The 20,389-nt window shown below is 67.3% G+C and carries 22 protein-coding genes; 12 read left to right on the forward strand and 10 right to left on the reverse strand.

Annotated elements, in window-relative coordinates; translation table 11 throughout:
• Nucleotides 1–53 precede the first annotated feature (53 nt).
• The 3 genes from AC5Y47_RS03005 to AC5Y47_RS03015 are packed head-to-tail and all read left to right on the forward strand — an operon-like array spanning nucleotide 54 to nucleotide 3,794.
• Nucleotides 54–1,547, forward strand: a complete 1,494-nt coding sequence (locus AC5Y47_RS03005) for a flavin-containing monooxygenase (protein WP_499941804.1) — start codon at nucleotides 54–56, stop codon at nucleotides 1,545–1,547.
• Complete coding sequence (locus AC5Y47_RS03010; RefSeq protein WP_499941805.1) at nucleotides 1,544–3,256, forward strand: GMC oxidoreductase; 1,713 nt, start codon at nucleotides 1,544–1,546, stop codon at nucleotides 3,254–3,256. The genes AC5Y47_RS03005 and AC5Y47_RS03010 overlap by 4 nt, the downstream gene beginning before the upstream one ends.
• 1 nt (nucleotide 3,257) lies before the next feature.
• Entirely contained in the window at nucleotides 3,258–3,794 is a 537-nt protein-coding gene (locus AC5Y47_RS03015; RefSeq protein WP_499941807.1) for a hypothetical protein, read from the forward strand.
• 80 nt (nucleotides 3,795–3,874) lie between these two features.
• Here AC5Y47_RS03015 and AC5Y47_RS03020 read toward each other — a convergent pair whose 3' ends face one another.
• Genes AC5Y47_RS03020 through AC5Y47_RS03030 form a run of 3 tightly spaced genes read right to left on the reverse strand, consistent with a single transcriptional unit; the run spans nucleotide 3,875 to nucleotide 5,795 of the window.
• Nucleotides 3,875–4,369 (reverse strand): DUF302 domain-containing protein, encoded by a 495-nt coding sequence (locus AC5Y47_RS03020; protein WP_499941809.1) that lies wholly within the window; start codon nucleotides 4,367–4,369, stop codon nucleotides 3,875–3,877.
• Nucleotides 4,369–4,620, reverse strand: coding sequence for an NmrA family NAD(P)-binding protein (locus AC5Y47_RS03025; RefSeq protein ID WP_499941810.1), 252 nt, complete (start codon nucleotides 4,618–4,620; stop codon nucleotides 4,369–4,371). Before AC5Y47_RS03025 ends, AC5Y47_RS03020 begins: the two co-directional genes overlap by 1 nt.
• A gap of 2 nt (nucleotides 4,621–4,622) precedes the next feature.
• Nucleotides 4,623–5,795 carry a thiolase family protein gene (locus AC5Y47_RS03030; protein ID WP_499941812.1) on the reverse strand — a complete coding sequence of 391 codons (1,173 nt, stop codon included), beginning with the start codon at nucleotides 5,793–5,795 and terminating at the stop codon, nucleotides 4,623–4,625.
• Between the two features lie 97 nt (nucleotides 5,796–5,892).
• Here AC5Y47_RS03030 and AC5Y47_RS03035 point away from each other — a divergent pair, with 97 nt between their 5' ends.
• Nucleotides 5,893–6,369 (forward strand): winged helix-turn-helix transcriptional regulator, encoded by a 477-nt coding sequence (locus tag AC5Y47_RS03035; RefSeq protein ID WP_499941813.1) that lies wholly within the window; start codon nucleotides 5,893–5,895, stop codon nucleotides 6,367–6,369.
• A 65-nt stretch (nucleotides 6,370–6,434) separates the two neighbouring features.
• Here AC5Y47_RS03035 and rsgA read toward each other — a convergent pair whose 3' ends face one another.
• Together rsgA and aroA are read right to left on the reverse strand one after the other, a co-directional pair.
• Nucleotides 6,435–7,418: a ribosome small subunit-dependent GTPase A gene (gene rsgA / locus AC5Y47_RS03040; RefSeq protein ID WP_499941815.1), complete on the reverse strand. Its 984-nt coding sequence runs from the start codon at nucleotides 7,416–7,418 to the stop codon at nucleotides 6,435–6,437.
• A complete protein-coding gene (gene aroA, locus AC5Y47_RS03045) occupies nucleotides 7,415–8,683 on the reverse strand; it encodes a 3-phosphoshikimate 1-carboxyvinyltransferase (RefSeq protein WP_499941817.1) in 1,269 nt (422 codons plus the stop codon). Before aroA ends, rsgA begins: the two co-directional genes overlap by 4 nt.
• 43 nt (nucleotides 8,684–8,726) lie before the next feature.
• Between aroA and AC5Y47_RS03050 the strand changes: the two genes are divergently transcribed.
• Complete coding sequence (locus tag AC5Y47_RS03050; RefSeq protein WP_499941819.1) at nucleotides 8,727–9,491, forward strand: SOS response-associated peptidase; 765 nt, start codon at nucleotides 8,727–8,729, stop codon at nucleotides 9,489–9,491.
• 47 nt (nucleotides 9,492–9,538) lie between these two features.
• Here the strand turns inward: AC5Y47_RS03050 and AC5Y47_RS03055 are convergent, their stop codons facing one another.
• The 4 genes from AC5Y47_RS03055 to AC5Y47_RS03070 form a co-directional block, all read right to left on the reverse strand.
• On the reverse strand, nucleotides 9,539–10,618 hold the full coding sequence (locus AC5Y47_RS03055) for a DUF4185 domain-containing protein (protein ID WP_499941821.1): 1,080 nt from the start codon (nucleotides 10,616–10,618) through the stop codon (nucleotides 9,539–9,541).
• 107 nt (nucleotides 10,619–10,725) lie between these two features.
• Nucleotides 10,726–10,980: a hypothetical protein gene (locus tag AC5Y47_RS03060; RefSeq protein WP_499941822.1), complete on the reverse strand. Its 255-nt coding sequence runs from the start codon at nucleotides 10,978–10,980 to the stop codon at nucleotides 10,726–10,728.
• 66 nt (nucleotides 10,981–11,046) lie between these two features.
• On the reverse strand, nucleotides 11,047–11,679 hold the full coding sequence (locus AC5Y47_RS03065; RefSeq protein WP_499941824.1) for a TetR/AcrR family transcriptional regulator: 633 nt from the start codon (nucleotides 11,677–11,679) through the stop codon (nucleotides 11,047–11,049).
• Nucleotides 11,680–12,450, reverse strand: a complete 771-nt coding sequence (locus AC5Y47_RS03070; RefSeq protein WP_499941826.1) for an SDR family NAD(P)-dependent oxidoreductase — start codon at nucleotides 12,448–12,450, stop codon at nucleotides 11,680–11,682. It abuts the gene before it with no gap.
• Nucleotides 12,451–12,510: 60 nt separating this feature from the next.
• Here AC5Y47_RS03070 and AC5Y47_RS03075 point away from each other — a divergent pair, with 60 nt between their 5' ends.
• The 5 genes from AC5Y47_RS03075 to AC5Y47_RS03095 all read left to right on the forward strand — a co-directional run bounded on the left by AC5Y47_RS03075 (nucleotide 12,511) and on the right by AC5Y47_RS03095 (nucleotide 18,310).
• Nucleotides 12,511–13,767 (forward strand): alkyl sulfatase dimerization domain-containing protein, encoded by a 1,257-nt coding sequence (locus AC5Y47_RS03075; protein WP_499941828.1) that lies wholly within the window; start codon nucleotides 12,511–12,513, stop codon nucleotides 13,765–13,767.
• Entirely contained in the window at nucleotides 13,764–14,510 is a 747-nt protein-coding gene (locus AC5Y47_RS03080) for an SDR family NAD(P)-dependent oxidoreductase (protein ID WP_499941830.1), read from the forward strand. Before AC5Y47_RS03075 ends, AC5Y47_RS03080 begins: the two co-directional genes overlap by 4 nt.
• Nucleotides 14,511–14,513: 3 nt before the next feature.
• Nucleotides 14,514–15,698, forward strand: a complete 1,185-nt coding sequence (locus AC5Y47_RS03085) for a sulfotransferase family protein (RefSeq protein WP_499941832.1) — start codon at nucleotides 14,514–14,516, stop codon at nucleotides 15,696–15,698.
• Nucleotides 15,695–16,702, forward strand: coding sequence for a zinc-dependent alcohol dehydrogenase (locus AC5Y47_RS03090; RefSeq protein WP_499941834.1), 1,008 nt, complete (start codon nucleotides 15,695–15,697; stop codon nucleotides 16,700–16,702). Before AC5Y47_RS03085 ends, AC5Y47_RS03090 begins: the two co-directional genes overlap by 4 nt.
• 84 nt (nucleotides 16,703–16,786) lie before the next feature.
• Nucleotides 16,787–18,310: a long-chain-fatty-acid--CoA ligase gene (locus tag AC5Y47_RS03095; RefSeq protein ID WP_499941836.1), complete on the forward strand. Its 1,524-nt coding sequence runs from the start codon at nucleotides 16,787–16,789 to the stop codon at nucleotides 18,308–18,310.
• On the opposite strand, the gene AC5Y47_RS03100 is transcribed toward AC5Y47_RS03095, so the two are convergent.
• Complete coding sequence (locus AC5Y47_RS03100; RefSeq protein ID WP_499941838.1) at nucleotides 18,295–19,143, reverse strand: SDR family oxidoreductase; 849 nt, start codon at nucleotides 19,141–19,143, stop codon at nucleotides 18,295–18,297. The genes AC5Y47_RS03095 and AC5Y47_RS03100 overlap by 16 nt on opposite strands.
• Nucleotides 19,144–19,434: 291 nt before the next feature.
• Here AC5Y47_RS03100 and AC5Y47_RS03105 point away from each other — a divergent pair, with 291 nt between their 5' ends.
• Both AC5Y47_RS03105 and rsrA read left to right on the forward strand, forming a co-directional pair.
• Nucleotides 19,435–20,085 (forward strand): sigma-70 family RNA polymerase sigma factor, encoded by a 651-nt coding sequence (locus tag AC5Y47_RS03105; protein ID WP_499941917.1) that lies wholly within the window; start codon nucleotides 19,435–19,437, stop codon nucleotides 20,083–20,085.
• Complete coding sequence (rsrA, locus tag AC5Y47_RS03110; protein WP_499941840.1) at nucleotides 20,082–20,387, forward strand: mycothiol system anti-sigma-R factor; 306 nt, start codon at nucleotides 20,082–20,084, stop codon at nucleotides 20,385–20,387. Before AC5Y47_RS03105 ends, rsrA begins: the two co-directional genes overlap by 4 nt.
• Nucleotides 20,388–20,389 lie beyond the last annotated feature (2 nt).

The following is a 20,389-nucleotide window of genomic DNA, read 5'->3' on the forward strand; positions in this document are numbered from 1 at the left end:
TCTCGTCCGGTATCGGTTGACGGCCCGACCACACCGACTCGTAACGTCGAAGTATGACTTCGAACACACGTCCTCGCGTCCTGGTGATCGGTGCGGGTTTCGGTGGTCTCGGTGCCGCCTACGAGTTGTCCCGCGATGGTCTGGCCGACGTGACGGTGCTGGAGAAGGCCGACGACATCGGCGGGGTCTGGCGGGAGAACACCTACCCCGGTGCCGCCTGCGACGTCCCGTCGAACCTGTACTCGTACTCCTTCGCCCGCAAGAACGACTGGGGCCGGCGGTACGCCGAGCAGCCCGACATCCTCGGCTACATCCACGACACCGCCGACCGGTTCGGCCTGCGCAGACTGGTGCGGACCGGGGTGGAGGTCACGTCCGCCGAGTATGACGACAACACCGCGACCTGGCGGGTGACCACCGCAACCGGCGAGGTCTACGAGGCCGATGTGCTGGTACCGGCCGTCGGGCAGCTGTCCCGGCCGGCGCTGCCGGACATAGCCGGACTCGACACGTTCACCGGCCCGGCGTTCCATTCGGCGCAGTGGCGCCATGACGTCGACCTGACCGGCAAGCGGGTCGCCGTCCTGGGTACGGGCGCGTCGGCCATCCAGTTCGTCCCGCGCATCCGCCAGACGGCCGCGCACGTCACCGTCTTCCAGCGCTCGGCCCCCTACGTGGTGCCGAAGGTGGACCGCGCGTACACCGACAAGCATCACGAGGCGTTCGAGAAGGTGCCTGGCTTCGCCGCCGCCATGCGCGGCGCGATCTGGGAGACCACCGAATTGCTGTGCCTGGCGCTGACCAGAGCCGCCCCGCTCGGGCGGGCGCTGCGCGCGCTGGCGTTGGGAAATCTCAAGCGCCACATCAAGGATCCGGTGCTGCGGGCGAAGCTGACGCCCGACTATCCGATCGGCTGCAAGCGGGTGTTGTTCAGCAGCGACTGGTATCCCGCCCTGGCCTGTGCCAACGTCTCGGTCGAGACCGAGGCGATCACCGAGGTGACCCCGACGGGGGTGCGCACCGCGGACGGCCGGCTGCACGAGGTCGACGTCGTCATCTACGGCACCGGGTTCAAGGCCACCGAATTCCTGGCCCCGATGACGATCACCGGACGCGACGGCCGCGACCTGCACGCCGAATGGGCGCAGGGTGCCCGCGCGCACCTCGGCATGGCCGTGCCCGGTTTCCCGAACATGTTCCTGATCTACGGTCCTAACACCAATCTCGGCAGCAGCTCGATCATCCTGATGATGGAGCAGCAGTCCCGCTACATCCGCCAGGTCGTCGAGGAACTCGTACGCGGCGGCGTGCCCCGTGCGTTCGAGGTCCGGCGCGGTGTCGAGCAGGCCTACGACGACGAGATCCAGGCCCGTCTGGACAGCGGGGTATGGACCAGCTGCGACTCCTGGTACCGAACCGCCAATGGCCGGGTCACCACCAACTGGCCGGGTCTGGTCCACGAGTATCAGCGCCGCACTCAGACCGCGGTCCTCGACGATTACCAGGAAGTGTTGCCGCGCAGGGAAATCGAGGAGGTCGGCGCGTGACCGATTTCGACTATGACGTGCTGGTGATCGGATCCGGTTTCGGTGGCAGCGTCACCGCGCTGCGGCTGACCGAAAAGGGTTACCGCGTTGGCGTTTTGGAAGCGGGCCGTCGGTTCCGGGACGAGGACTTCGCCGACAACAGCTGGCACGTCCGCGATTATCTGTTCCGCCCGTCGATCGGTTGCTACGGCATCCAGCGCATCGACCTGCTCACCGACGCCGTCGTGCTCAGCGGCGCCGGCGTGGGCGGCGGCTCGCTGGTCTACGCGAACACGCTGTACCAACCCGGCGACGACTTCTTCGCCGACCCGCGGTGGAGCCGCATCACCGACTGGAAGGACGAGCTGACTCCCTGGTACGACCAGGCCCAGCGGATGCTGGGCGTCGAAACCTACCCTCGCACAACGCCTTCGGACAAGGTGATGTTGCAGATCGCCACCGACCTCGGTGTCGCGGACTCCTTTCACGCCACCCGCGTAGGGGTGTGCTTCACCGACAGCGACGGCAAGCTGGCCGAACCCGGCGCCCCGGTCGGCGACCCGTACTTCGGCGGCGCCGGCCCGGACCGCAACGCCTGCCGACACTGCGGGGAATGCATGACCGGGTGCCGGCACAACGCCAAGAACACGCTGGTCAAGAATTACCTCTACCTCGCCGAGAACCTCGGGGCGAAGGTGCACCCGCTGACCACGGTCGTCGACGTCCGGCCCCGCACCGGTGGCGGGTACGACGTGATCACCCGTCGTACCGGTGCCAAGTTGCGGCGACGTCGTCGTACCTTCACCGCCGAACACGTGGTGTTCTCCGCTGCCGCCCTCGGCACCCAGCGGTTGCTGCACCGGCTGCGCGACGGTGGCAGCCTGCCGCGCATCTCACCCAAGCTCGGGGAGCTGTCCCGCACCAACTCCGAGGCGATCCTGGCGGTGCGGGCGCGCCGCGACGACGTGGACTACTCCGAGGGTGTCGCGATCACGTCGTCCATCCATCCCGACGACCACACCCACGTCGAGCCCTGCCGCTACGGCCACGACTCCAACTTGATGGGGTTGATGGGCACCGTGCTGGTCGACGGGCTGGACGGAGGGAGGCGCTGGCGTACCGGGCTGAAAGAGCTTGTGCGACAACGTCGGGACCTGCGCCGGCTACTCAACCCGAAGCGGTGGTCGGAGCAGACCATCCCGCTGCTGGTGATGCAGACCCATGACAACTCGCTGACCACCTACACCCGGCGCGGGGTGTTCGGGCGGCGCATGAAGACCCGGCAGGGTGTGGGGGAGCCGAACCCGACCTGGATCCCGGTCGGTCACGAGGTGGCCCGGCGGGCGGCCGATCATCTGGACGGGATCGCCGGCGGCGCCTGGGCCGACCTGGCGGACATCCCGATGACGGGGCACTTCATCGGCGGCTGTGTGATCGGCGAAACCGCCGACGACGGCGTCGTCGACCCCTACCACCGCATGCACGGATACCCGGGGCTGCACGTCATCGACGGGTCCACGATCACCGCGAATCTGGGCGTCAACCCGTCGCTGACCATCACCGCGCTGGCCGAGCGGGCGACGTCACTGTGGCCGAACAAGGGTGAGCCGGACGCGCGTCCGCCGTTGGGGTCGTCCTACGTCCGCATTCCGCCGGTGGCGCCGGACCGGCCCGCCGTTCCGGCCAGCGCACCGGGCGCTCTGCCCTTCGATCGGGACTACGCTCTATAACGTGCTCGCAGCGTTCGGATTCGAAACCCTGGGTGTCGTCGTCGGGGACATGTTCTTCGTCGACCCCAACCCCCGCACCGGTCAGGAAACCCCGGAACGGGGTGTCAGATTGGAACTGCGCCTGGTCGACCGGGCCGCGCCGCAGGGTTCGATCTACGCCGGCATCCCGATCACCTTCACCCGCCCGGTGTGGCGGGTGGATTTGTTCGGCTCCACCGAAAGCCCGCCGGAGACGCTGGACCGGGCCCATCATCACCCCCGGTTCGACGGCTGGGAACCCGGACAGCGGCATTTCGTGCCCGAGCTGTCCGCCGACCCGGTCGGCTGGCTGGCCGAACAACTGGCCGATCCGGCCGCGGTGCTTGCCCGCGCCGGTGTCGGTGCCGACGAGGTCACCGAAGCCGATCTGGCCGGATTAGCCGGGGCCGCACCGGAGATCGTCGCGTCGGTGCAGCGGATGCTGGACGGGGTGCGCGACGGGACGTTGGCGCCGGCGCCCCCCGAGCCGGTGGCCGCCGCGCGCACCGGCTGGCTGTAGATCATCAGTCCCTTCGCCGAACGTGTTGCTACTGCGAAATTTTGGCCGATTTTTCGCAGTGGTTACACGCTCGGCGCAGTCTAAGTTGACGTCACCTTTGCGGCCAGCGCGGCCAACTTCGCGTCCAGTTCTTGGGCGGCGCTGAGCAGTTCGGGGTTGTCGTCGATCACCATGAGCGACGACGGCTGCACATAGGTCAGGCTGCTCCGGTCCCCGGGCTCGTCGAGGATCAGCAGCTCGACGGGTGCGAACAGGCCCGCGGTCACGTCGTGGCGGATCATGGTGATCGCGATCAGCGGGTTGCCCAAGATGACGCGCAACGCCTTGCGCTCGATGGCGGCCTTGGCGATCCAGCCACCGTGGTCGACGAGGCCGAACAGCATGAATCCGCTTGGCCCGACGTGTGATTCGACCTCTTTGCGATAGGATTCCCAGTCGCCACGGGCCACCGCGACATCGTTGATCGGCACCGGCGCGGTGCCGATGTCGGCCAGCAAGGCGGCGACCAGGGCGTCGTAATCCTTGGTGCTGGTGAACCGCACCCGCACACCGTCGAACCGGATCTCCCTGCCCATCACAGCCGTCCGGTTCTCCGGTCTTCGCCGATCTTGAGTATCGGCGTGCGGTTCTGCGGTTGCACCCGCTCCAACAGACCGTCTTGTCCCGCCGATCTGGCACCGAGTTCCAGAAGTTCTTTCGCGCGCCGCGAGGTGGGGTCGCGGCTGAGCACCCGAACCGAGTACCTCCCGTCGGCGACCAGGGCCCGGACGACCGGGATGCCCTGCGCGCCAGTGCCGCCGATGACGAAGATCTGGGAAGCGGACATGATCACAGCCGCTCGATGATCGTGGCGTTGGCCATGCCGCCGCCTTCGCACATCGTCTGCAGGCCATACCGGCCGCCGCGCTGTTCGAGCGCATTGACCAGCGTGGTCATAATCCGGGCGCCGCTGGCGCCCAACGGATGTCCAATGGCGATGGCCCCGCCGTTGACGTTCGTCTTGGCCAGATCGGCGCCGACGTCGTGCGCCCACGCCAGCACCACCGGCGCGAACGCCTCGTTCACCTCGAACACGTCGATGTCGGCCAGCGTGAGACTCGCACGCTGCAGCACCTTTTCGGTGGCGGGAATGACGCCGGTCAGCATGTAGAGCGGGTCGGACCCGACCGCCGTCGCGGTGTGGATGCGGGCCAGCGGGCGCAGTCCGTGGGTGCGGGCGTAGTCGCCACTGGTGATCAATACCGCTGCGCTGCCGTCGGACAGCGGCGACGAGTTACCCGGAGTGATATGCCAATTGATCTGGGGGAAGCGCGCGGCCGTAGCCTCGCTGTAAAACGCCGGCTTGAGCCCCGCCATCGTCTCCACCGTCGTCCCGGGCCGGATGATCTCGTCCGTGGACAGGCCCGCGATCGGGATCAGCTCGTTGTCGAACAACCCGTCCTTGGTGGCGCGCGCGGCCTTCTCATGGCTGGCCGCGGAGAACTCGTCCAGCTGGGCGCGCGAGAAGCCCCACTTGGCGGCGATCAGTTCGGCGCTGATGCCCTGCGGCACCAAACCGTCCGGATAACGGCGGGCCATGTCCGCGCCGAACGGATTGCTGCCGGGCAGCACCGAGGTCCCCATCGGAACGCGACTCATCGACTCCACACCGGCGGCAATCACCACGTCGTAGGCGCCGGCGATCACGCCCTGTGCGGCGAAGCTGATCGCCTGCTGGCTGCTGCCGCACTGCCGGTCGACGGTGGTGCCGGGCACCGACTCCGGAAATCCCGCCCCCAGCAACGCATTACGGGCGATGTTGACACCCTGGTCCCCGACCTGGGTGACGGCGCCCGCGATGACATCGTCGATCTCCACCGGGTCGATTCCGGTGCGGGCGACCACCTCGCGCAGGCTGTGCGCCAGCAGGTCGGCGGGCAGAACGTCGTGCAGGGCGCCGTTGGGCTTGCCTTTGCCGACGGGCGTGCGCACTGCGCCGACGATGACGGCCTCACGAGACATGGCTCCTCCTCGAGTCATGACAGCTGAGTATTGCTGTCTATACCCAGCTATAACACCTAGGTATACTGAAAGCAACCCAGACAGGGAGGTGATGTAGGTGACAATGCTGCAAGGCGGGCTGGCCGATCGCGATGCGTGGTCGGCGGTCGGGGAGTGTGCCATCGAGAAGACGATGGCCGTCGTCGGCACCAAATCGGCGATGCTGATCATGCGCGAGGCCTATTACGGCACCACCCGCTTCGACGACTTCGCCCGTCGCGTCGGCATCACCAAGGCCGCGACCTCGGCACGGCTGGCCGAACTCGTCGACCTCGGGTTGTTGGCCCGCCGGCCCTACCGGGAACCGGGTCAGCGCAGCCGCGACGAGTACGTGCTCACCGAAGCCGGAATCGATTTCATGCCGGTGGTGTGGTCGATGTTCCAGTGGGGCCAGCGTCACCTACCCGGCCGGCACCGGCTGCGGCTCACCCATCTCGGGTGCGGCGCGGAAGCGGGCGTGGAAATACGTTGCGTCGAGGGACATCTGGTGCCTTTTGAGGAACTGGGCGTGCGAGTCGTCAAGGCGAAGGGCTGATCCAGCCGCGAGGGTGCAGAAAATGCCGGGAAGCCCGGCGCGTCTGCGCACGCTCGCGCCCGCCGTCAACCCTCCCGCAGCGTGGCCAACAGTCGTCGCGCCGCCGCGACCCGACGCTCCGCCGTACCGGTGAGCCCGTCCAGCGCACATTCCGGATCTGCGGGCGGTCCCATGTGCCCGCACCCGCGCGGGCAATCCTCAACGGCCTCAGCCAGATCCGAGAAGGCCATCAGCACGTCGTCGGGCGAGATGTGGGCCAAGCCGAACGAGCGGATGCCCGGTGTGTCGATCACCCAAGCCCCGTGCTGATCCAACGGAAAGGCGACCGACTGCGTAGAGGTGTGCCGTCCCCGGCCGATGTCGGTCACCTCGCCGACCGCCCGATCCGCTTCCGGGACAAGTCGATTCACCAGCGTCGACTTCCCGACCCCGGAATGCCCGAGCAACACGGTGATCTTGTCGTCGAGCAGATCGGCCACCGCAAGTAGCGGATCGTCGACACCGGCGGCCACCACCGTCAGGTCCAGATCCACGAACTGCTCGGCGAACGGGCCGGGCGGGGCCAGATCGGTCTTGGTCAGGCACAGGATCGGCGTCAACCCGCCGGCGTAGGCGGCGATCAGCGCGCGGTCCACCAATCCGGTCCGCGGTGGCGGGTCGGCCAATGCCACCACGATCAGCAACTGGTCGGCGTTGGCGACCACCACCCGCTCGGTGGGGTCGGTGTCATCGGCGGTGCGCCGCAACACCGTTCGCCGCGGACCCCGCCGCACGATGCGGGCCAGCGTGTCGGTGCGCCCGGACAGGTCTCCGACGATGTCCACGTCGTCGCCGACCACGATCGGGGTGCGGCCCAGTTCGCGCGCCCGCATGGCGGTGACCCGACGGTCGGGTTGCCCGTCCAGCACGCAACCCCAGCGGCCGCGGTCGACGCTGACCACCATGGCGGCCTCGGCGTCGGCGTGCTGCGGACGAGTCTTGGTCCGGGGCCGCGACCCCTTTCCGGAGCGGACCTTGACGTCGGACTCGTCGTAGTCGCCAGGTCTCAAGTGCCGGAGACCATTTCGGCCCACAGCTGCGGAAACTCCGGCAGCGTCTTGGTGGTGGCGGCGATGTCGTCGACCTCGACGCCGGGCACCCGCAGCCCGACGATCGCGCCCGCCATCGCCATCCGGTGATCGGCGTAGGCGCGCCACAGACCGCCGCGCAGCGACGTCGCCCGGATCACCAGGCCGTCCTCGGTTTCCCGGCAGTCACCGCCCAGCCGGTTGATCTCGGCGCTCAGCGCGGCCAGCCGGTCGGTTTCGTGGCCGCGCAGGTGGGCGATGCCGCTCAGCCGCGACACCGATCCCGGTGCCGCCAGGGCCGCCAGCGCCGCCACCGACGGGGTCAGCTCGCCGACCGCGCCCAGATCGACGTCGAACCCTTCGTAGCCGATCGAGCCCTGCACCTCCAGGCACGAATCGGAATGTCGCACAGCGGCATTCGTGTTCTTCAAGACATCCAGGATGTGCTGCGCGGGTTGCACGCTCGCTTCCGGCCACCCGGTGATGCGCACTGCGCCGTCGGTGACCACGGCCGCGGCCAGGAAGGCGACCGCATTGGTCAGATCCGGTTCGACCTCCCAGTGCCGGGCCGCGACGTTGCCCGGCCGCACGTGCCATCGGTGGGGCACCGAGTCGTCGACGTCGACGCCGGCCTGGCGCAGCATCGCCACGGTCATCTCGATGTGCGGTGCCGAGGGTAGTGACGCGCCGGTGTGCTGCACGGTCAGACCATCGGTGAACGACGCGCCGGACAGCAGCAGACCGGACACGAACTGCGAGGACGCCGACGCGTCGATGGCCACGGTCCCGCCGGCAACCGACCCGCTGCCGCGGACCCGAAACGGCAGCCCGGTTCCTTCGACCGGCACACCGAGGCCGCGCAGCGCGTCCAGCAGGGGGGCGATGGGGCGGGTGCGGGCCTGCTCGTCGCCGTCGAAGGTGACCGGGACGTCGCTCAGCGCTGCCAGCGGCGGCACGAAGCGCAGCACGGTGCCGGCCAGCCCGCAGTCCACCCGGGCATCCGGCCCCGGCGCGATGCGACCGCTGACGGTCAGATCCGAGCCGGACCCGTCCACGTGGAGCCCCAGCGTGACCAACGCGCCGATCATCAGATCGGTGTCGCGGCTGCGGAGCGCCCCGGTGATGGTGGACGTGCCACTGCCCAGCGCGGCCAGCACCAGCGTGCGGTTGGTCTGCGATTTCGAGCCCGGCACGGTCACGGTCGCGTGCACCGGGGTCGGCGCGGACGGGGCCTGCCATGCGTTCACCGGTCCATCATGGCCTGTCTGCGTGTTCTGCGAACATGGAGATATGTGTGGGCGTTTCGCAGTCACTACCGACCCGGCCCTGTTGGCCGAGAAGATCAAGGCCATCGACGAGGCCACCGGCACCACCGACCGGGCTGCCGAACCCAACTACAACGTCGCTCCGACCACCACCATCGCGACCGTGGTGACCCGTCACAGCGAGCCCGACGACGAGGCCACCCGCCGGGTGCGGCTGATGCGATGGGGGCTGATCCCGCCGTGGGTCAAGGCCGGCGCCGACGGCGCACCGGACAACAAGGGCCCGTTGCTGATCAACGCCCGCGCGGACAAGGTCGCGACCTCACCAGCATTTCGAGGCAGCGCGAAGTCCAAACGCTGCCTGGTGCCGATGGACGGCTACTACGAATGGCGCGTCAACGCCGAACCCGGCTCCGGCAAGAAGGCCGGCAAGACGCCGTTCTTCATGTATCGCGGTGACGGCGAGCCGTTGTTCGCGGCCGGGCTGTGGTCGGTGTGGCGAGCCGACAAAGAAGCGCACCCGCTGTTGAGCTGCACCATCATCACCACCGACGCCGTGGGCGAACTGGCCGAGATCCACGACCGGATGCCGCTGATGCTGGGCGAGGCCGACTGGGATGCGTGGCTGAACCCGGACGCGCCGCTGGATCAGGAACTGCTGGCCCGCGCGCCGGACGTGCACGACATCGAGCTGTGCGAGGTGTCGAAGCTGGTGAACAGCATCCGCAACAACGGGCCCGAGCTCCTCGAGCCGGCCAAGCCGGAGGCCGAGCAGATCACCCTGCTGTGATCCGCCCGCGTCGGAAGCTCGCGATGGGACCGCGCGGCGGCCCGAGATCAGACCGAAGGGGTCAGATTCGCCCACACCTGCTGGGTGTTGTACTGACCCCACGGGGTCCACTGACTGACCAGGACGCTCACCCTGTCCAGGTGCGGCATGTTGCCGTCGGCATCGGGGACGATGAAGCCGCCGTAGGGATACGGCACGTGCGCCGGTCCGGGCGCAAACCCGCCGACCACGATCGGCTTGCTGCGGAAGATGTCTTCGGGGCGTCCGGGCGCGCCGACGCGGATTTCGACGCCCCCGCCGCCCAGGTTCAGCCCCGACAGCACCGGGCGGCCGTCGATCTCCCGGAAACAGAGCTCACCGAACCGCTGCCCGGAGGGTGATATCGGCGTGCGGGCACGACGTCCCCGGCGTCCGTAGCTGCCGTCCGCCTTCAGGGGCCGCCAACTGCCGGGATCTGCGACGTGGGCGGGATCGTCGACCCGGTACAGGGTGACCCCGCAGCTGCGGTCGAAGGCGTCGGCCGCGATATGTACCGCGCCGTCCGAGCCCAGGTAGCCGCTGACCTGTGTGGGGGCAGGGGCCCGGCGCCCGGTGAGGCGCCACGGCTCCTCCAGCGTCGGCGTCTGATCGTATTTCCAGTCCCGGTAGGACCCGTCGATCGCTGTCCATCCTCGGCCCGGGTCATTGGTGACCTCGACCAGCCAGGAACCTCCGGTGGGCTGCAGATGCCCGTCGGTCGCAACGACTTTGAGGTAGGTCTTGGCGCCGGCGGTGATCGTGCCCGCGGGCAGGGTGAAGGTCGCGGCCGGATGCGATTTATATGCCTGCGGCGGTATCGGGAACAACTCGCGGCCGCTGCCCGCGGGCCCGCTCAGGACTTGGCCGTAGCCGACTTGCCCGGTGCTCGGGTGGAGGAGCGCCTCGACGGCCACCGAGGGGTAATGCTGTCCGCGACAGACGCCTTCGGTGAACGAGTCGCCGAAAACCGCCACCAGTCGCCCGTCCGGCAACTGGACGATCTCACCCAGATCGGTGGCGTTGATGTCCCCGATCGGCGGTGCACCGGTCCCTGCGACAGGTCCGATGTTGTGCGTTTGCCCCGGCTTGAGGGTCTTGACCGCCCGCATCGTTCGATTCTCGCGCACGATCGTCGGCGTAGTGCTCGGCATCGACAACCATTACGCCACAGAGTCAAGGCCGGGTAGGGGTTTCTATTGGTATTGCGGGGAGGTTGCTAGTTGTCGCTGAGAACCAATCGCCAATTGCCTACCGTTTGCGGATCCGGAACACACCAGTAGTCGTCCCAATTGAACGGCGGGGTGGTTGCTTTCACGCCCGGGCCCGCATTCTGACAAGCTTCCCGACTCGGATAGCTGCCTTCGGTCTGCAGCGTCCCGGCGCTGCTGACGCCCACACCGGTGGTCAGCAACGCCGAAATTGCCAGCACGCCCGCGGAAACAGATCTGAAAATCGTTCGCTTCATTTCCATCCAATCCTTTGGTTAGCGTGGAGATGCAGCATTAACGCTAGATCCAGTTCGCCAATTAAAAAAGGGTTATTTGCCGGAACGCGGGGTTTGCTGCGCACCGGATACCGCGGTGGCCACCGCCTCCAGCAGTCGCGCCAATTGGTCGGCTTCGTCGATGGTGCGATCGCCGGCGGCCAGCCGGGTGAACACCCCCGCGATAAAGGTTGTGACGGCGGCGGTTTGGGCCGCCAGCAGGTCAGGGTCATCCGTGCCGGGTTGCAGGTGGGCGATGGCCTGCTGCGCCATAGCGGTGATGCGGGCGACGAATTCCTGCGACGTGGCGGCCAGGTCGGGATCGCGCGCGGCCGCCAGAAGAAGTTCCTGACGGGCCCGGTTGAGCATCAGTCCGTGTCCTTCGGCTTGCAGCAGAGTCAGCTCGGCCAGGTGAGCGAACGGCGAATCCGGTTGCGGCGGGCGGTCTATCACCGACTTCAAGTTGGCGACGTCGATCTCCGCCACGCGCTTGCCGATGCCGCGCAGCAGGGCCGCGCGGGTGCGGTAGTAGTACGACGTGGTGCCGTCGGGCATCGCCGCGCAGCGGTCCACCTGACCGTGGGTGAGGCCGCGCGATCCCTGTTCGGCCAGCACTTGGATTGCGGCGTCACACAACTCGCGCCGACGCTCGTCGCCGTCGCGTTTCCGCGGAGGGTGAGCGGCCATCTAGCGCAGCACCGTTCCGCCGTCGATGTTGATCACCTGGCCGTTGATCCACTCGCCTTCTTCGGACAACAGGAACGCGACGAGCGCCGCGATGTCCTCGGGGTCCCCGACGCGATGTCCGCGAATCCGTTTGAGCGCACCCGCTTCCAGTTGCGGCCACTGTGGAACCGAGCGGATCGCGTCGGTGGCGGTGAACCCCGGTGCGACGGCGTTGCAGCGGATGCCGTCCTTGCCCCACCGGGACGCGACGTGCCGGGTCAGCGCGCCGATACCGGCCTTGGCGGTGGCATAGGCCGGGCGCGCCGGCTCGCCCTGAAACGCCGCCGCCGACGACATGTTCACGATCGCGCCGCCGCCCCGTTCCAGCATGCGCGGGACGGCGTATTTCATGGCGGCGACATACCCGCGCAGGCTGACCGCCATCACCCGGTCCCAGACGCCGAAGTCGATGTCGACGACGTCGGTGTCGGCACGCAGCGTCGACATGTCCGCTCCCACATTGAACAACAGATCGATCCCACCGAAAGATGTTGCGGCAGTGTCGATCAGCGCGGAGACGGAGTCGGTGTCGGCCAGGTCGAAGGCGACGTGGGTCGCGGTGTCGCCCGCGGCGACGATGCGCTCGGCGGTTTCCCGGGCGGCGTCGTCGGCAATGTCACCCACCACCACCCGGCAGCCTTCGGCGCCGAGCCGCGCTGCGGTGGCCGCGCCGATCCCGGTGGCACCGCCCACCACGACGGCGACCCGGTCGGCCAGACCACGTAGTCCCATCGGCGCTCTCCTTTCCGAGCCTATTGACATTAACTCTAGAACTATAGAGGATCACCTGTCATGGCCGGAATCCATCGTGAGCGTCCCGGTGCTGCCGACCTGACCTCGGCGACCGGCGCACCCGCGACCCCGCTTGGCGACGACGTGTGGATGTCGCCGGGTGTCTCCAACTCCTACGCCATCGCCACCGACGACGGGCGGGTGATCGTCAACACCGGATTGGTGTTCGAAGGTCCATTGCACCGCAAGGCATTCGGCGACGTCCCCGGACCGACCCGGGCCATCGTCATCACTCAGGGACATGCCGATCACTGGGGTGGCGTCGATTCGCTGCGTGACGCCGACACCGACGTCGTCATGCATCGCAACTACCGGTACTGGCGCGACGACAACGAGCGACTGATGGGCTATCGGGTACCCAAGACCTCCTTCGCATTCGGCAAGTTCACCCAGGCGATGCTGAAGCACTTCGAGACGATCGATCCGGCCACCATCGACTTCTCCTTCCCCGAGCCGACCACCACATTCGACACCGGCCATCGGCTGACGGTCGGTGGACGCAGGTTCGAGTTGACCTGGACTCCCGGCGGGGAGACCACTGACTCGCTGATAGTGTGGCTGCCCGCCGACCGAATCCTGTTCACCGGCAACCTGTTCGGGCCGTTGTTCAGCCACGTGCCCAACCTGATGACCATCCGCGGCGACCGATACCGCGACCCGGTCCATTACATCGAAGCGTGCAACGCGGTGCTGGACTACGCGCCAAACCGACTCATCACCGGTCACTTCGCGCCGATCGAGGGTGCCGAGCGCATTGCCGAGGAAGTCACCGCGATGCGCGACGCCATGCAGACCGTGCACGACCGGACCCTCGAACTGATGAACTCCGGCGCCGACCTGCACACGGCCATGCGCGAAGTCCGGATCCCGCAGCACCTCGACATCGGCGAGGGCTACGGCAAGACGTCCTGGAATGTGCGGGCCATCTGGGAGATGTACACCGGGTGGTTCCGGCACCGCTCGACGACCGAACTCTACGGCGTAACACCGGATTCGGTTGCAGCCGACGTGGTGGAAGCCGCGGGCGCCGACGCGCTGGTGGACGCCGCCAGGGCTCATCTAGACGCGAGCCGTCCCGTGCAGGCGCTGCACCTGACCGACCTGGTGCTGGCAGCTGACCCGGCACACCCGGGCGCGGCGAAGGTGGCCGCCGACTCCCACGAAGCCCTACTGGCCGGCACCGAGAACTTCTGGGAAAAGGCCTGGCTCACCAAGGAAATCCAGGAATTGAGCAGCGACCGAAGGACCGCCGAATGAACACCCTCAGCTTCGACTTCACCGGTGCCAACGTGCTCGTCACCGGCGGCACCAGCGGCATCGGCAACGGCATCGCCGAGGCTTTCGCCAAGGCCGGCGCCGCCGTCACGATCACCGGAACACGTTCCAGCTCAACTGATTACGACGACGACCTCAGCGCGTTCAGCTACCGGCAATGCCGGATCCAGGACGCCGACTCGGTCGACGAACTGGTGAACTCACTGGGCGCCCTGGACATTTTGGTCAACAACGCCGGGGGGCCCTACCCGGCGGGCGACGAGTACGACCCGGACGGCTACATCGCCTCGGTGGCGCAGAACATGTTCGGACCGATGCGATTGACGATGCGCTGCTACGAGCGACTGAAGGCCAGCCAGGCCTCCGGGGGAGCGAGCGTCGTCAACATCGTCTCGATGTCCGCGTTCCGCTCGGCGGTGTTCGTACCCGGCTACGGGTCATCGAAGATGGGTCTGCTCTCGCTGACCATGAACCTGTCCCGCCGCTGGGCGAACGACGGGATCCGGGTCAATGCCATCGCCCCCGGGTTGATCGACACCCGGATGACGCACCCCGCGATGAGCATCCCCGAGGTGATGGACGTCGAGATCGGCTTCCACACCCCGCTGGGCCGAACGGGGACGCCCCAGGACTGCGCGGGCGCAGCGCTTTTCCTGTGTACCGACGCCGCGTCCTACATCACCGGCAGCACCATCGCCGTCGACGGCGGATACCTGACGGTCTGAACCATGACCGATTTCGACGACATCACCAGCCCCGACGACGTCCTGAAACTGGCCGCGCAGCGCACCGGCCTGTCCGAGCTCGAATCCGATTCCTGGCGAGCGGGATTGGCGGTGATGCTGGACGACCTCAACACCTCGTCGGCGTTCACCCCGTTCGGCCGCAACCGCATCCTGGACGACGCCACCAACGCGCTGGGACGTCGGCTGCAGATCCACGATCACATCCAGACCCATCCCGAAGTGCTCGACCAGCCCGTCGAGCGCCCGCTCATCGTGCTCGGCATGCCCCGCACCGGCACCACGGTGATCAGCTACCTGCTCGACCAGGACCCGGCCCGGCGCTCGCTGCTGCACTGGCAGTGCGTGCACCCGATCCCGCCGGCCCCCAGCGAGGCGCTGCGCACCGACCCGCGCTGCCTCGCTTTGCTGGACGAGCAGCGCAAGATCCTGGAGATGGTCACGCAGGCCAAAGTGGCGCTGCCGCACTGGGAAGACGCCGACGGGCCCACCGAAGACATGTTCATCCACAACCAGGACTTCAAGGGCCTGTCGTGGGACTCGTTCCTGTCGACGCCGCGCTACGCCGAGTGGCTGTTCGAGGAAGCCGACATGGTCAGCACCTACGAGTACCAGAAGCGGTATCTGCAGGTGCTGCAGTCCACCGCGCCGGGCACCTGGAGCCTGAAGATGCCGTCGCATTCGGTACACATCGAGGCGCTGCTCACCGTCTTTCCCGACGCCCGACTGGTCTGGGCGCACCGCGACCCCTACAAGGCGACCGGGTCGCTGGCCAACCTGTGGAAGCTGCCCAAAGGCATGACGCACCAGCCCGAAGCCGTCGATCTGGCGGCGATGGGCCGAGATGCGAAGTGGCAGATGCGTTTTCATGTGGACCGTCCGTTGCGTGCACGCGAACGCATCGGCGACGAGCGGTTCTTTCACATGTACTACCACGAGATGATGCGTGACCCGATGGACGTGATGCGTCGCCTCTACGACTGGGCGGGGGATCCGTTCACTCCCGAAACCGAAGCGCGCATGCGCGATTGGCTGGCTGGACATCCGCAGGACCGGTTCACGCTGAACTCCTACAGCCTGGACCAGTACGGGCTCACCGTCGAAGACCTGCAACCGGTCTTCGCCGAATACCTCGACACCTTCGACATCGAACTGGAGGCTGCACCGTGAAAGCCGTCATGGTCACCGGGCCGGGCACGGTCGAAGTGGTGGACGCCGATCACCCCCGGGTTGGTGCCGGCGACGTGTTGGTGCGGATGCGTGCCTGCGGCATCTGCGGATCGGACACGTTCTACATCAGCATCGGCGGGATTCCGCCGCGGCAGAACTGCACACCGTTGGGGCACGAACCCGCCGGCGAAGTCGTCGAGGTCGGCGACGACGTCACCGGCATCGCGGTCGGGGACCACGTCGTCGTCAACCCGATGGCCGACCTCGCCGGCATCATCGGCAACGGGGGAGCGGCCGGCGCGCTGGCCGACTACCTGTTGATCGAAAACGCGGTTCGCGGAACGAGTTTGGAAGTCATCCCGAAACACATCCCGTGGCAGGTCGCCGCGCTCAACGAACCGATGGCGGTGGCACGACACGGCGTCAACCAGTGCCGGCCCAAACCGACCGACAAGGTGGTGATCTTCGGCGCCGGGCCGATCGGGCTGGGTGCGACGCTGGCCTTCAAATCCGTTGGCGTCGCACATGTCGTCGTCGTGGACGTGATCGGCAGCCGGCTGGACAAGGCGCTGCAGATCGGTGCCGACGCCGTCGTCAACTCCGCCGAGGAGAACGTCAACAAGCGTCTCGTCGACCTGCACGGAAGGGGGGAGAGCATGTTCCCCGGCAAGGCCGGCACCGACATCTACCTCGACGCCGCGGGGGCGGCCGCCGTCGTCAACACCGCGCTGGCGGCCGCCAAGAAGGGCGCCACCCTCGGCATTGTCGGCGTGCACAAGGAGCCGGTGCCCGTCGAGTTCGTCAACGTGATGAGCAACGAGATCACCATCGTGGGCTCCATGGGCTATCCGAGCGAAATCTTCGAAGTCACAAAGGATCTCGTCGCCAACTGGGAGAAATACGCGCTGATCGTCAGCCACACGATTCCGTTCGACCGGGTCGGCGAGGCGCTGGAACTGGCCGGCACACCCGGCGCCGCGGATAAGGTTGTAGTCACCTTCTAAGCGCGAGCAGACGCAAAGGCGCCCGACACGCCGAGCCTGCAGGGGCTTTTGCGTCTGCTCGCCCACTCGATGGGGAGTCGAAAAGTGACAGCTCTGAGCGCCAACCTCGTCGCCGCCAAGGACCGCTACCCCGACCACGTCGCGCTGCGCCTCGACGACCTGCAATTCACCTACGCCGAGTTCGACGCCGCCGCGGGCCGGATGGCGACCCTGCTGGAACGCGCGGGTATCGAGCCCGGTGACCGGGTGGGGGTGATGCTGCCCAATACGCCCGCCTTCGCCGTCGCGTTCTACGGGATCATGTACCGCGGTGCGGTCGCGGTCCCGATGAACCCGCTGCTGAAGTCGCGCGAGGTGGCCTTCTACCTGTCCAACAGCGGTGCCAAAGCCATCTTCGCGACGCCGTTGTTCGCCGACGAGGCCACCGCCGGCGCCGACGAGGTGGGCGCCCAGTGCTGGCTGGTCGACGACGCGGCGCTGACCGAGCTGACCGAGGGCCTGCCCGCCCACCCGCCGGTGGAGCGCGCCGACGACGACGTCGCGGTCATCCTGCACACGTCCGGCACCACCGGAAAACCCAAGGGCGCCATGCTGACTCACGTCAACCTGCGCCGCAATGTCGACTTGAGCGTCCGTACCCTGCTGCAGATCGGGCCGCAGGACGTGGTGATGGGTTGCCTACCGTTGTTTCACGTGTTCGGCCTGACCTGCGGACTGAACAGCTCAGTCCTGGCGGGCGCCACGCTGACCCTGATTCCCCGGTTCGACCCGCGCAAGGCCCTCGAGGTCATCGAACGCGACGGTGTCACGCTCTTCGAAGGTGTGCCGACGATGTATTCGGCGCTGCTCAGCCTCGCCGACGACGCCGCACAGCGGGCCACCCGAAGCCTGCGGGTCTGCGCATCAGGCGGTGCGTCGTTGCCGGTCCAGGTCCTCACCGACTTCGAAAAGACCTACGGCTGCATGATTTTGGAGGGCTACGGACTGTCGGAGACGTCACCGGTGGCCTCGTTCAACCATCCGGACCGCCCCCGCAAGGCCGGGTCCATCGGCACCCCGGTCGAAGACGTCGAGATGCGGGTGGTGGACGCCGCCGGCGCCGAGGTGCCGCAAGGCGAACCGGGCGAGATCCAGATCCGCGGCCACAACGTGATGAAGGGTTACTGGAACCTGCCCGACGCCACCGCTGCCGCCATCTCCGAACACGGCTGGTTCGCCACCGGCGACGTCGGGCGTGTCGACGAGGACGGCTACTTCTACATCGTCGACCGCACCAAGGACATGATCATCCGCGGCGGCTACAACGTGTATCCCCGTGAGATCGAAGAGGTGCTCTACGAGCACCCCGCCGTGGCCGAAGCCGCCGTCGTCGGCGTGCCGCACGACGAACTCGGTGAGGACGTCGGCGCCGCCGTCGCGCTCAAGAAAGACGCCACCGTCGAACCCGACGAACTGCGTGACTACGTCAAGGCCCGGGTGGCGGCCTACAAGTACCCGCGCCGGATCTGGTTGGTGGATGCGCTGCCCAAAGGCCCGACCGGCAAGGTCCTCAAGCGCGAGATCGAGGTTCCGGCCACTCAGGACACCGAGACTCAGGACCCGGTGTAACCCGGCGGGTTGGCACCTTCCACCCAAAAGTCAACGCCCAGTTCCGAACCCGGCACGCAGTCGTAGACCGACAGGTCGCTGACACCGGACTCGACCAGCACGTCCTCGCACAGCAGCGTGTTGCCGGTGTACTCCCGCGACGGCTTGTTCAGGATCACGTAGGCGGCGTCGGAGTACACCTCGGGCTTGCGGGACCGGGCCATCGCCTCGTCGCCGCCGAGCAGGTTCTGCACCGCGGCGGTGGCCACCATCGTGCGCGGCCACAACGTGTTCGAGGCGATGCCGTCGGCGCGCAGCTCCTCGGCAATGCCCAACGCGCACAACGTCATACCGAACTTGGCCATCATGTACGCGGTCGGCTTCAGCCACTGCTTGTCGAGCAGCACCGGCGGCGAGAGCGTCAGGATATGCGGGTTCTCGCGGCCCTTGAGGTGCGGAATGCAGGCCTGCGAGACCGCGTAGGTGCCACGCACCTGGATGCCGTTCATCAGGTCGAAGCGCTTCATCGGCACCTCGGTGATGGATCCGAGGTTGATCGCCGAGGCGTTGTTCACGCAGATGTCGATGCCGCCGAACTGCTCGACCGTCTTGGCCACCGCCGACTCGACCGATTCCGGGTCGCGCACGTCGCCCACGATCGGCAGCGCCTGCCCGCCGGCCTCTTCGAGTTCCTTGGCGGCGGTGTACACCGTGCCCGGCAACTTCGGGTGCGGCTCGGCGGTCTTGGCGATCAGCGCGATGTTGGCGCCGTCCTGTGCGGCGCGCTTGGCGATCGCCAGGCCGATACCGCGGCTGGCACCGGAAATGAACATGGTTTTACCTTGAAGCGACATGGCGTCACACTAACGCCCGCTCCCAGCTGCGCTAACCCGGGTTCGTCCGCGCAGCGCGCCGGAGTCGGAAATACCACGCCGAGCAAAGCCGTTGATTGAGGCGTCGCCGAAGGAATGAGCGACCGGGGCGGGCAGTTGTCGGTCGCGGCCTTTAGATTGGGAGGAGGAAGCCTGGTGTCAACTGCGACGAGCGTGTTGCGCGACGAGCGGTTGGATCGCTTCCTTGCGAGTCCGGCGGCGCTGGTTGCGTTGTCCGGTCACACCGCAACCGAAGGGACCGTGCTGACCAAGATGGCCGACACCGATGGCGAGACCGGGCCCGCGGTCGCCGAGAACGGGCCGCCCGAGCATCAGGAGAGCGACGCCGAGCTGACGGCGCGCTTCGAGCGCGACGCGATTCCGCTGCTCGACCAGCTCTACGGTGGTGCGCTGCGCATGACGCGCAATCCCGCCGACGCCGAGGACCTGCTGCAGGAAACGATGGTCAAGGCCTACGCCGGGTTCCGATCGTTCCGGGCCGGCACCAACCTCAAGGCGTGGCTGTACCGCATTCTGACGAACACCTACATCAACAGCTACCGCAAGAAGCAGCGGCAACCGGCGGAATACCCGACCGAGGAGATCACCGACTGGCAGCTGGCCGCGAACGCCGAGCATTCCTCGACCGGGCTACGGTCGGCCGAGGTCGAGGCGCTGGAAGCGCTGCCGGACACCGAGATCAAAGCGGCGCTGCAGGCCCTGCCCGAAGAGTTCCGGATGGCGGTTTACTACGCCGACGTCGAAGGATTTCCGTATAAAGAGATCGCCGAGATCATGGGCACCCCGATCGGTACCGTGATGTCTCGGCTGCACCGCGGACGGCGTCAGCTGCGTGAACTGCTGGCCGATGTCGCCAAGGACCGTGGCTTCATCCGCGGACAACACGAGGAGGTGTCGTCATGAGTGATCAGCTTGGCTCCGCCGACTCCTGCCCGCTCAGCCACGACGCCGACAGTCACCTGGGCTGCGCGCAGGTGATCGCCCAGATCTGGACCTTGCTGGACGGCGAATGCCAGCCCGACGAACGGCAGATCCTGCAGAGCCACCTCGACAACTGCCCGGGCTGTCTTCAGCATTACGGGCTGGAGGAACGGATCAAAGAGCTGATCGCCGTCAAATGCAGTGGTGAACGAGCCCCCGACGGCCTGCGGGAACGGCTGCGGATCCAGATCAGCCGGACCACGATCATCCGGGGTGAGTTCTAGCC

The sequence above is a fragment of the Mycobacterium sp. NGS22 genome (assembly GCF_059813095.1).